Genomic DNA, 12,235 nt, shown 5'->3' on the forward strand with positions numbered 1-12,235 from the left:
CGATTCAGATCAACCCCCAGCAATGGGCACAAAAAAAGCCACCCCACAGCGGGATGGCTTTCTTTGGATCACGTCCGTGATCAGAATGTTTTACCTGGCATCGAGCTATTTTCTCAGGGGGCTACCCCCCAAATATCGTCGCCGCTGCTGCGTTTCACAACCGAGTTCGAGATGGATCGGAGTGGGACCACAGCGCCATGGACACCAGGATAGAAAACATTCCCAAGGTTGAACCCTGAGAACTGCATAGGTCATCACCCTCCACTTTCGCTTCAGATGATGGTCTCGATTGAATAAAACTTGCCTCAGACAAGAGCCAAATGAATGGTCAAGCCCTCGGTCTATTAGTACTCCTCCGCTGCATCCATTGCTGGACTTCCACGTAGAGCCTATCAACGGGTGTTCTTCCCGTGACCTTACTGGGTTACCCCATGGGAATACTCATCTTGAGGTGGGCTTCCCACTTAGATGCTTTCAGCGGTTATCCACTCCGCACATGGCTACCCAGCGTTTACCGTTGGCACGATAACTGGTACACCAGAGGTGCGTTCCTCCCGGTCCTCTCGTACTAGGGAGAAATCCTCTCAATATTCCTACGCATACACCGGATATGGACCGAACTGTCTCACGACGTTCTGAACCCAGCTCGCGTACCGCTTTAATGGGCGAACAGCCCAACCCTTGGGACCGACTTCAGCCCCAGGTTGCGATGAGCCGACATCGAGGTGCCAAACCTCCCCGTCGATGTGAACTCTTGGGGGAGATCAGCCTGTTATCCCTAGAGTAACTTTTATCCGTTGAGCGACGGCCCTTCCACTCAGAACCGTCGGATCACTAAAGCCGACTTTCGTCCCTGTTCGACTTGTAGGTCTCACAGTCAAGCTTCCTTCTGCTTTTGCACTCGTCGGCTGATTTCCAACCAGCCTGAGGAAACCTTTGCGCGCCTCCGTTACCTTTTAGGAGGCGACCGCCCCAGTCAAACTGCCCACCTGATACTGTCCGCTCCCCGGATAACGGGTGAACGTTAGAACCCTAGCTCTGAAAGAGTGGTATCTCACCATTGACTCCCTCGTACCCACAAGCACGAGATCAACGTCTCCCACCTATCCTGCGCATTCAGAGCCCGGGCACAATACCAAGCTACAGTAAAGCTTCATAGGGTCTTTCTGTCCGGGTGTATGTAGTCCGCATCTTCACAGACAATTCTATTTCGCCGAGCCTCTCTCCGAGACAGCGCCCTGATCGTTACGCCTTTCGTGCGGGTCGGAACTTACCCGACAAGGAATTTCGCTACCTTAGGACCGTTATAGTTACGGCCGCCGTTCACCGGGGCTTCAGTCGCCAGCTTCGCTTACGCTGACCGGCTTCCTTAACCTTCCGGCACTGGGCAGGCGTCAGCCCCCATACATCGTCTTGCGACTTAGCGGAGACCTGTGTTTTTGGTAAACAGTCGCCAGGGCCTCTTCACTGCGACCACCTTGCGGTGGCACCCCTTCTCCCGAAGTTACGGGGCCATTTTGCCGAGTTCCTTAGAGAGAGTTACCTCGCGCACCTCGGTATTCTCTACCACCCCACCTGTGTCGGTTTCGGGTACTGGCAGTTATGCCTTAACGGGTATAGAGCTTTTCTTGGAAGCTTGACATCACCAACTTCGCTGCCGTAGCAGCTCGTACTCACGCCTCAGCTCGGAACGTTTTCGCCGCTCCTCAACGCCTTGAACGCTTGAACCAGTAACCAACATCTGGCTTGGCTAGCCTTCTCCGTCCCTCTTCCCAAAACATAACCGGTACAGGAATGTTGACCTGTTATCCATCGACTACGCCTTTCGGCCTCGCCTTAGGTCCAGACTAACCCTCCGCGGACGAGCCTGCCGGAGGAACCCTTAGGGTTTCGGTGCATGGGATTCTCACCCATGTTTTCGCTACTCAAGCCGACATTCTCACTTCTATGCAGTCCACGCCCGCTCACGCTAACGCTTCGCCCCACATAGAACGCTCCCCTACCATAAATCCGCAGCTTCGGTACAACACTTAGCCCCGTTCATTTTCGGCGCAGGATCGCTCGACCAGTGAGCTATTACGCACTCCTTTGAGGATGGCTGCTTCTAGGCAAACCTCCTGGTTGTCTGGGCAATCCCACCTCCTTTATCACTTAGTGTTGATTTGGGGACCTTAGCTGGCGGTCTGGGCTGTTTCCCTCTCGACCATGGAGCTTATCCCCCACAGTCTGACTGCCTCGCTACACACAGGGTATTCAGAGTTCATCTCGATTTGGTACCGCTCTCGCAGCCCGCACCGAAATGGTGGCTTTACCCCCCTGCTGGAGCACGAGACGCTACGCCTCAACGTATTTCGGGGAGAACCAGCTAGCTCCGGGTTCGATTGGCATTTCACCCCTAACCACAGCTCATCCGCTGATTTTTCAACATCAGTCGGTTCGGACCTCCACTTGGTATCACCCAAGCTTCATCCTGGCCATGGTTAGATCACCCGGGTTCGGGTCTATAAACACTGACAAACGCCCTATTCAGACTCGCTTTCGCTATGGCTCCACCATTTCCGGTTTAACCCGCCAGTGCCTATAAGTCGCCGGCTCATTCTTCAACAGGCACACGGTCACCCTATGAGTAGGGCTCCCATTGCTTGTAAGCTCACGGTTTCATGTTCTATTTCACTCCCCTCCCGGGGTTCTTTTCACCTTTCCCTCGCGGTACTGTTTCGCTATCGGTCACACAGGAGTACTTAGCCTTACGAGGTGGTCCTCGCAGATTCACACGGAATTTCACGTGCTCCGTGCTACTCGGGATACAGCTAGGTCAGTTCAGTTTTCGTGTACGGGGCTTTCACCCTCTGTGGCGTGTCTTTCAAACACTTCCACTAACATTCCTTTTCCACATTGCTGTCCCACAACCCCGATAGTCGAAACTATCGGTTTAGGCTCTTCCCCGTTCGCTCGCCGCTACTTAGGGAGTCGTTTTTACTTTCCTTTCCTCCAGCTACTAAGATGTTTCAGTTCGCTGGGTTGGCTCGCACCAGCCTATGGATTCAGCTGGCCGTATTAAGGGTTGCCCCATTCGGAAATTCCCGGATCAAAGCGTGTTTCCAGCTCCCCGAGACTTATCGCAGGTAACCACGTCCTTCATCGCCTCTGTGTGCCAAGGTATCCACCGTGAGCCCTTTGTAGCTTGACCATATAATCTCCAACACGCTTGCCGTCGTTGAAACGGATTCTCACTGATTTATTACTAAATCAATAATCAAACTCCTGATTGCTCGACACAATCAGAAGAACGTGATGGAGTCTCGGCTCTTGCTCAAGAATTGACATCATTCATCAAAGAATGATGCATCCATGAGAGATGCTTTATTCTTTCCAGACTCACCTATGCAGTTGTCAAGGTTCTGCTAGACATCAAACTGATCGCTCAGTTCGAGCCCAGCATCTTATCAACCAAATTCAAAGCAAACACTCATCATTTGGAATGACAGGAAGCTGAGTTCATGCCAGCGGACACATCTAAATCACACACCTACGAGTTCACCTTCCACTGTTCAGAAGATGGAGATTAAGTTCGGTCAGTGGAGGTTAGGAGACTCGAACTCCTGACATCCTGCTTGCAAAGCAGGCGCTCTACCAACTGAGCTAAACCCCCAACACCGAATGGGCCATCCTGGACTTGAACCAGGGACCTCACCCTTATCAGGGGTGCGCTCTAACCACCTGAGCTAATGGCCCAGGAAGACTCAACCCTTGTGGGGTGTGACCTAGACAAAGTTTAGGAACTGAACATCTCCTTCAGTCTCTTGATGATTACTCATCAATCACTGCTCTTAATGCTGAGGTACCGATCGACCTAAGGTGACAGGATTTCGGCCTAAGAATAAAAGTACTCAGGCATCAAAATCATTGTGTTGTCTCCCTGTTAGGAGGTGATCCAGCCGCACCTTCCGGTACGGCTACCTTGTTACGACTTCACCCCAGTCATCAGCCCCACCTTCGACGTCCTCCTCCACAAGGGTTGGAGTAACGGCTTCGGGCGTGGCCAACTTCCATGGTGTGACGGGCGGTGTGTACAAGGCCCGGGAACGTATTCACCGCAGTATGCTGACCTGCGATTACTAGCGATTCCTCCTTCACGTAGGCGAGTTGCAGCCTACGATCTGAACTGAGCCACGGTTTATGAGATTTGCTTGTCCTCGCGAACTTGCTGCTCTTTGTCCGTAGCATTGTAGTACGTGTGTAGCCCAGGATGTAAGGGGCATGATGACTTGACGTCATCCACACCTTCCTCCGGTTTATCACCGGCGGTCTCTCTAGAGTGCCCAACTAAATGCTGGCAACTAAAGACGTGGGTTGCGCTCGTTGCGGGACTTAACCCAACATCTCACGACACGAGCTGACGACAGCCATGCACCACCTGTCACTGCGTTCCCGAAGGCACTCTCTCGTTTCCAAGAGATTCGCAGGATGTCAAACCCTGGTAAGGTTCTTCGCGTTGCATCGAATTAAACCACATACTCCACCGCTTGTGCGGGCCCCCGTCAATTCCTTTGAGTTTCACACTTGCGTGCGTACTCCCCAGGCGGAACACTTAACGCGTTGGCTACGACACCGAGGGGGTCGATTCCCCCGACACCTAGTGTTCATCGTTTACGGCCAGGACTACAGGGGTATCTAATCCCTTTCGCTCCCCTGGCTTTCGTCCATGAGCGTCAGTTATGGCCCAGCAGAGCGCCTTCGCCACTGGTGTTCTTCCCGATATCTACGCATTTCACCGCTACACCGGGAATTCCCTCTGCCCCTACCACACTCAAGCCCAACAGTTTCCACTGCCATGATGGAGTTAAGCTCCACGTTTTAACAGCAGACTTGAAGGGCCGCCTGCGGACGCTTTACGCCCAATAATTCCGGATAACGCTTGCCACTCCCGTATTACCGCGGCTGCTGGCACGGAATTAGCCGTGGCTTATTCCTCAAGTACCGTCAGATCTTCTTCCTTGAGAAAAGAGGTTTACAGCCCAGAGGCCTTCATCCCTCACGCGGCGTTGCTCCGTCAGGCTTTCGCCCATTGCGGAAAATTCCCCACTGCTGCCTCCCGTAGGAGTCTGGGCCGTGTCTCAGTCCCAGTGTGGCTGATCATCCTCTCAGACCAGCTACTGATCGATGCCTTGGTGAGCTCTTACCTCACCAACTAGCTAATCAGACGCGGGCTCATCCTCAGGCGAAATTCATTTCACCTCTCGGCATATGGGGTATTAGCGGCCGTTTCCAGCCGTTATCCCCCTCCTGAGGGCAGATTCCCACGCGTTACTCACCCGTCCGCCACTAACCCGAAGGTTCGTTCGACTTGCATGTGTTAAGCACGCCGCCAGCGTTCATCCTGAGCCAGGATCAAACTCTCCGTTGTAGATCATTTCCTCTTAGAAGCTTTCACTTCCTCAAAATGATTTGCGTCACCCATTGCTCAGTTTTCACTGGCAACAGTTGAGGCCTCCTTCCCGCTGACACAGAAAGGGTTCTTAAGAGTGCATCTCTAGATTTCTCTTTCAATGACTTTCCAGGATCTCAGATCCGGTTGTTGCTCAACATCGCGCACACCGACAACTTCAAAGCTCGTGAAAACTTTCAAGTTGCAAGCACGATGCTTCTCTGCAACGAATAATTGTTGACGGGACCTCACACCTTCATCGCTCATTCATCAAAACTGCGACACACATCTCGCGATGCATCTCGCAGACTTTGACGCGATGAAAGCGTCAGTTCCTAAACTTTTCGATTGTCCAGGTTCTGCCTTCGCGCCCCCTCTCAGGAGCGGTTGGCGGTGCGGCCTCCCGGCCGCTTGTAGAACTTACAACACCGTGGGATCGCTCCCTCTTGGCCTCGTAAGCACTTCTAAACACTACAAGCTCGCGCTCTTCACGTTCAGAAGCTGCGCTTCAGGCTTTGGCCTCCCGCGCAGTCCAAAACCATAACCCAACTACTCCCCCACTCGCAACCCCCTCCCCTTTCTCAAGGGAGAAGCAGCGACTCTCCCCATGGCTTGAGGCGGTCCAACTCAGCCTGAGATGCCGCCACGAGCACCGGATAACTGACATTGGACAGGTCACGACCCGGCGTCAGTGCAGCGGGGTCTTCATCAAGCCAGAGAACAGGACAATGCAGTTCGCTGAGCACCAGCCACGCCGCAGCCAGATCCCAGATCTTGGGGGTCGCCTCTAGGGCGGCAACGGTTTGTCCCATGGCGACGCTGACCATGTTGAGACTGGCGACACCTAACAAACGGATCTTGGCGGGAAAAGGCTCTTGATGGCGGCGCTGCAACACACGAATCGCACGACTGCAGAGCGAAACGCAAGTGCTGCCCGAGAACTGGCGGGTCTCAACCGCAATCGGTTTTCCATTACGCCATGCTCCTCGGCCGCGAATCGCAACGATGCGCTGTCGCAACGAAGGAACTTCGAGAAATGCTTCCGTGGGTTGGCCATCCACGAAGCGAGCCACAGAGATCGCCCAGTAAGGAATGCCTGCAGCGAAGTTGGTCGTACCATCCAGGGGATCAACCACCCAGAAAGCAGATGAAGACGGGCAGAGCTTCTCGCCCTCTTCACTCAGGGTGAATTCACCGGGGGCCAGCGCACCCAGGCCGTCCACCAACATCCTGTCGCTCCAACGGTCACAAGCCGTGATCAAGCTGCCGTCAGGCTTCACATCGGAAACAATGTGTCCGAAATCTTGACGCTGACGATCCGCCACCCGGTCAAGCAGCTGATGGACTGCGAGCAATTGCTGGGGAGAAAGGAGGCTGGAAGTCAACGTCTCAGCTTTGCCTTAGACGCCGATTTGCGAGGCTTCGCAGCTCGGGAGAGAAGGCATCGGTTCAATCGGGACCTGCTCAACACCAAGGCCTTCAGGCTTCTCTGCAGGAAGATCGACGACTGGGCAAGCCTGCACTTGATCCAACCCAGTCCGGCGCCGCAACTGAGCCATGCTTCCGTTGTAGTTGAGAACAGCATCGGCGTAGCGCACCTGCGCATTGGTGAGGTCGCGCTGGGTGTCCACGACTTCACGCTGCGTGGTCACACCAGCCTGGAAACGCAACCTGGCCAAGCGAAGAGACTCGGTCGCTGAAAGCACTTCCCGGGATGTGGTGCGGATGACTTGCTGGCTTGCGCGGAGTTCGTAGAAACTCTCTTCTACTTCTCGCCGAATCGTGTTGCGCTGGGTGGCGAAGTTAAAGCGGCTTTCTTCAGCACGAAGCTTGTTCTGGCGGTATTGAGCGCGTGCTCGACCACCGTCAAAAATATTCCACCTTGCCGATAGACCAACCGCGTTGTCGAAACTCCAGCCATAGACCTGATCTTCTGGCGGGGTAACCACATTGGCTTCACCCTGGAAACGCTGAGTGGAGAAGTTGTTGAAAATGCTCAAAACGGGCTGCACTGCAGACAGCGACAAATTGGCGTTGCTGTTGTTGATGGAGATATCGAGGAGGAGCTGATCCAGCTCTTCGCGGAACGCATAAGCAGCAACGATGCTCTCCTGCAATGAGGGAATCCAAGTTCCCATCACCCTCGCTGGAGCAGCGGCTGTTGGCGTCACATCCTGAGGGAGATCAAGGGTTGCCGAGAGGGATCGACGCAGTGAAGCTTGATCACCAATGGCATTGGTCAACAGCTGCTGATCACGGGCGAGCTGCGTAATGGCCTCCAAGACTTCCAGCTTGGTCGCCACACCCGCTTGATAGCGGGCTCGTGCATCCCGCAAACTCACGATGGAAGCTCGAACGGATTGCTGTCCGATCCGCACTTGCTCGTCTCGCCGCTGCAACGTGAAATAGTCAATTGCAACTCGGAGTCGCAGTTCACGCAGGGCGATCAGATAAGCCTCACGGCTGCGCTCATAGGTGTCTCGAGCGGCAGCAATCTCTGGAACGCGGCCGGGATCAATCAGATTCCAATTCAAGCGAGCGCCAAAATTGGCTGTCCAGCGCGATGTGGTGGTGCGGACGCCGGCAGGAACACCGGTCGGGGTGGTCTCGCCAGTAACGGGATTGACGTTTCGTGTGCGGCGTTGATCGAAGTTTTGCTGTTCACCACCCAGGTATTGGGGCAATCCGTTGGCACTGAGATCAAGCGTTGGGTACCAGCGGGCAAGCGCAGCCCTTAAACCTGATTTGGCTTGCTGAACTTGACTGGCGACCGCTTTAAGACCAGGGTTGTTGACTTCTGCTAGCCGCTCAACTTCAGCCAGAGTGAGGGGTCTGAGCTCACGAATACGCACCTGATCTGTTTGATCAGGCAAGGCAAGGCTTGGGGGTGCCTGAAGCGACTCCATGGATTCAGGCAACGTTGTTGCCGCAGGGGGCAACACAGAAGGGTCAGCCTGTGGGCGAGCGCCCTTCAAGTCGACAGCGGAGGGAAGCGTGGTCTGATCGATCAACGCCGATCCATCATCCGAAGCTGGTTCAGCATTGCTTTGGGCGCGGGCGACATCGGCAAAGCATGCGGGGAATACACCAGCGATCAGCAAAAGACCCGCAGCAGTCCGAAGCACAACAACACCTGAGCTTGGCGGAGCTTAGGTGGTTTCCGGCAGTTCACCGAGCACGGCAGCCACGATGTCAGCTGCTCCATGCACGATCCGAATCGGGACCGGCAACGCGGCCTGAACCTGCTCCAGCGTCATGTCATCGAGAAAAACAGGCTGCCCCTGCCGCAGCATCACGGAGGGAAGCAGAAGCTGGTCGCCAAGCGGCAGGTCCTTCAGGCCTTCAAGCAGGTCTTGGCCGGTCAGCAACCCGGTCACCACTTGATCTTGCCCCCAATACGGACTGGGAAGACCATGCAGATTCAAGGTCACACCATCAATGCCATTGAGGCGGTCGGTGACAGATTCCAGAGCTTGGTCCACCAGACGCCCGACCACCCAACTGCTGCGCAGAGGACTTCTAATGCTGTCGGGCAACGACGCTGTGGCGGCGTCCAAATCCTCTAGGAAGGCTCGGATCGTGCCCACGCCATTTTCCTGCTGAGGAAGATCCTCGTAGCTGTCGCGCGGAGGTAACGGCCGACCTGCAATCAGATACCACTCATCAGACAGCCAAGCGAAACGGCTGCCGAGCTGCTCCCGGAACTGCTGCTGCAGTGGTTCCACGGCATCAATCACCTGCTCAGCATCTTCAGGTGTCACAGCACGCAAGCCATCTCCTGGAGGCCGGAAACGGGTCAATCCAACGGGGACTACAGCTGCAGACAGCACAGCAGGCCATTCACCACCGGCAAAACGAGCCAGATCCGTCAACGACTGCAGCAAGGCCTTCCCGTCGTTCAGGCCCGGACAGACGACCACCTGGGCATGGATTTGGAGATCACGTTCACCAAACCACTCCAATTGCTGAAGCAGTCGGCCTGCGCGGGGATTCTCAAGAAGGGCGGAACGCAAGTCGGGGTCCGTGGCATGCACGGACACAAACAAAGGCGTTAGACGTTGCTGCTCAATCCTGCTCCAATCGGCCTCCGACAGGTTGGTGAGCGTGAGGTAAGACCCGTACAGGAAACTGAGTCGATAATCGTCATCTTTGAGATAGAGGCTGTTTCGATGCCCCGGAGGCTGCTGATCGATGAAGCAGAACGGACAGCGGTTGTTGCATTGCCGCAAACCATCGAACAACGCCTCAGTGAAGGCCAAACCGAGACCATCATCGGCATCTTTTTCGAATTCAACCCGATGCACTTCCCCTGAGCTGTCAAGGACCTCGAGTGTCAGCTCTTCCTCAACGATGAGATAGCGGTAATCGATGAGGTCTCGGGGTCGCACCCCGTTGATGCTGAGGAGCTGGTCACCGGGCTCGAATCCCAGCTCCTCACCAATCGAGCCAACCTCCACGGTGGCAACCACCGCTGGATCTGGATTGCGGGCAGATCCGCCGGGGTTGAGAGCCGTGACGGCAACCCCTGCGGAGGGTTCATTCCACACAGCGTCTCGGCAACTGCTCTCAGTTTGAGCCCGTAACCGACCACCAGGCCAGAAGAAGAACACCAAATAGCAGTCGATAGATCACAAAAATCCAGGTGCTATGGCGCTGGAGGTATTTCAGAAGCCAGTCGATGGCCAGCCATGACACAACCGCTGCAGAAAGGATGCCCACCATCAGTGGAAGAACACCGGCCAAGCTGAAATCCGCGAAGGCATCTTTCAACTCAACGACTCCCGCCAGCGAGATCGCAGGAATGCCCAGAAGGAACGAAAAGCGTGCCGCATCAGGACGCTTCCAGCTATCAAACAGTGAGGCCGTCAATGTGCTCCCCGAACGCGAAACACCGGGAATCAACGCGAGCGCCTGAGCCAGCCCCACCACGAGGCCATCACGCCCCTGAACCTGAACAAGACCCTTGCTTCGAGGACCGAGCTTTTCGGCTAGGGCCAATAAGACGGCCATGACGATCGACACGATGGCGATGGCCGGAACACTGCGCAACGGCGAGGTTTCATATCCCGGCCAACGGAGCTTGATGACCAATCCAGCGATCAAGATCGGCACGGTGCCGACAACCATCGCAATGCCGAGGCGGGCATCGGGCTCCCGCCACTGTCCGCGGCGCATCGCACCGCTGATGCCATGCAAGACCGACCGCAGGTCGCCACGGAAATAGCCAATCACTGCTGCGATGCTGCCCAGCTGGATCACGGCGGTGGCCGACACCCCTGGATCCCCCCAGCCGATGAGAACCGGCACAACTTTGAGATGAGCCGTGCTGCTGATCGGCAGAAACTCCGTGAGTCCCTGCACCACCCCGAGCACGAAGTTTCTCCAGATGGCCTCAAGCAGACCGGAATCCGACACCGCTGGGTTCCTGACTTCAAACGCTGGGACGCTATGCCCAACCCGTCACCGACGCCAGTGGCGGGGAACACTCCGACGTGATCGCCGCTCAGATCTTCTAAGGTTTCGACTCTTTCTTCACATCCGTACGGAGGCGAGTCGTTGTTCAGCGGGCTAATGCGCAACCAGAGCCTGGCTGAGCCGGTCCAAGCAACGTCACTCGGTTTCGCCGGGACTCCTTTCTGGGCCTCCTGCTTGGTGGTCCTCCCCGTGTTCGCTCAGGCACCTTGGGTTCGTTCCCAGCCCTTCACCGCTGCAATTTTCGGTTTCGTGCTGCTGACCGCAGGTTTGCTTAGTTCCTGGCTTGCGCCGTCGAAGAGGAAGGAACTTGGCGCGCTGCTCGTGGGCTTTAGTGGCAGCTGGCTGGCGGGGAGTCTGTTCTGGGGGTGGCTGTCCAGCCACCCCGTGCTGCATTTACCAGTGGAAGCCTTTGCATTGCCACTGGCCCTCACAGGTCTCAAGACACGCTGGCGGCTGGGCTGTGCGTTCTACCTCGCCTCCCTAATGGGAACAGGATTCACAGATCTGGCCATGGCCTTCACCAACGTGATGCCTCTCTGGCCACTGGTCGTCACGGCCACACCCTCTGAGGCGGGTTTGCTGCTTCAAGAAGCGGCAACACGTGTGATGCGGCCTGAATCTTTCCTGGTCATCACTGCCGCTGGGTTAGTGATCTTCCGTCTCGTGCGTGCCTGCCGAGTCCGAAGTTTGAAGCCATCACCCTCGTCAAGCAGTTGGGCCGTTGCAGCATCGGTGCTGGCGACGACCCTGCTGATTGACGGTCTCTTCCTCACCTTGTCCCTGTTATGGCCAGAACTCAGTGGACTGATCTGAAACGAACTGCAAAAACTGCAGCGATGAATCATGGCTGGGGCTGAGGGCACTTGTAAGGTTTGCAAGCCGGCCCTGTCGGCATCCATCCCGTTCCGATCTCAAAGACGGAGACTTCCATGAAGCGTCTGCTGTGCTGGCTCACCGGCATTGCTGTGATGGCAGGCCTGCTGATGAGCCTGGCCCTTCCCGCGAGTGTTCAGGCCGCAGAGATCCGCAATGTGGCCGACGACAAGATCGCTGAGCGCGGCGACAAGGTGGACCTCAACAATTCATCCGTTCGTCGTTTCCAGCAGTTTCCAGGCATGTACCCGACTCTCGCCGGCAAAATCGTGCTGGGTGGTCCCTACGAAACTGTCGAAGACGTGCTGTCCCTTGATTTGACAGACCGTCAGAAGGAATTGTTTGAAAAGTATCGCGAGAACTTCACCGTCACAGCTCCTTCGATTGCCCTGAACGAGGGCTTCGACCGCATCAACGACGGCCAGTACCGCTGAGCTTTTTCTGAACAAGCCGATCTCC

The 12,235-nt window shown here is 55.7% G+C and carries 6 protein-coding genes, 2 tRNA genes and 3 rRNA genes; 2 read left to right on the forward strand and 9 right to left on the reverse strand.

Features of this window, described 5'->3' with window-relative positions:
* Window positions 1-92: 92 nt before the first annotated feature.
* The 9 genes from rrf to SynA1825c_RS11540 form a co-directional block, all read right to left on the reverse strand.
* Window positions 93-209, reverse strand: a 5S ribosomal RNA gene (rrf, locus tag SynA1825c_RS11500).
* A 115-nt stretch (window positions 210-324) separates the two neighbouring features.
* Window positions 325-3,190: ribosomal RNA gene (locus SynA1825c_RS11505) — 23S ribosomal RNA — on the reverse strand.
* Between the two features lie 389 nt (window positions 3,191-3,579).
* Window positions 3,580-3,652 (reverse strand) — tRNA-Ala (locus SynA1825c_RS11510).
* 9 nt (window positions 3,653-3,661) lie between these two features.
* Window positions 3,662-3,735: transfer RNA gene (locus SynA1825c_RS11515), tRNA-Ile, on the reverse strand.
* Between the two features lie 187 nt (window positions 3,736-3,922).
* Window positions 3,923-5,407, reverse strand: a 16S ribosomal RNA gene (locus SynA1825c_RS11520).
* Together the 16S, 23S and 5S rRNA genes with 2 tRNA genes alongside form the textbook arrangement of a ribosomal RNA operon.
* A gap of 602 nt (window positions 5,408-6,009) precedes the next feature.
* Window positions 6,010-6,813, reverse strand: a complete 804-nt coding sequence (locus SynA1825c_RS11525) for an inositol monophosphatase family protein (protein ID WP_186469414.1) — start codon at window positions 6,811-6,813, stop codon at window positions 6,010-6,012.
* A 15-nt stretch (window positions 6,814-6,828) separates the two neighbouring features.
* Window positions 6,829-8,553 carry a TolC family protein gene (locus SynA1825c_RS11530; protein WP_186469415.1) on the reverse strand — a complete coding sequence of 575 codons (1,725 nt, stop codon included), beginning with the start codon at window positions 8,551-8,553 and terminating at the stop codon, window positions 6,829-6,831.
* A gap of 24 nt (window positions 8,554-8,577) precedes the next feature.
* Window positions 8,578-9,975 (reverse strand): TIGR03279 family radical SAM protein, encoded by a 1,398-nt coding sequence (locus tag SynA1825c_RS11535; protein ID WP_186469416.1) that lies wholly within the window; start codon window positions 9,973-9,975, stop codon window positions 8,578-8,580.
* A gap of 19 nt (window positions 9,976-9,994) precedes the next feature.
* Window positions 9,995-10,843 (reverse strand): undecaprenyl-diphosphate phosphatase, encoded by an 849-nt coding sequence (locus SynA1825c_RS11540; protein WP_186469417.1) that lies wholly within the window; start codon window positions 10,841-10,843, stop codon window positions 9,995-9,997.
* Between the two features lie 234 nt (window positions 10,844-11,077).
* Here SynA1825c_RS11540 and SynA1825c_RS11545 point away from each other — a divergent pair, with 234 nt between their 5' ends.
* Both SynA1825c_RS11545 and psbU read left to right on the forward strand, forming a co-directional pair.
* Complete coding sequence (locus SynA1825c_RS11545) at window positions 11,078-11,716, forward strand: DUF3120 domain-containing protein (RefSeq protein ID WP_370593808.1); 639 nt, start codon at window positions 11,078-11,080, stop codon at window positions 11,714-11,716.
* A 116-nt stretch (window positions 11,717-11,832) separates the two neighbouring features.
* The gene (psbU, locus tag SynA1825c_RS11550) at window positions 11,833-12,210 is read left to right on the forward strand and encodes a photosystem II complex extrinsic protein PsbU (protein ID WP_186469419.1); all 378 of its coding nucleotides are present in this window, start codon (window positions 11,833-11,835) and stop codon (window positions 12,208-12,210) included.
* The last annotated feature ends 25 nt before the right edge of the window (window positions 12,211-12,235 follow it).

This window comes from Synechococcus sp. A18-25c, assembly GCF_014280035.1.
Lineage (GTDB): Bacteria > Cyanobacteriota > Cyanobacteriia > PCC-6307 > Cyanobiaceae > Synechococcus_C.

Coding starts and splice junctions, on each gene's coding strand:
- psbU (WP_186469419.1), top strand. CDS start 11,833: ATGAAGCGTCTGCTGTGCTGGCTCACCGGCATTGCTGTGATGGCAGGC.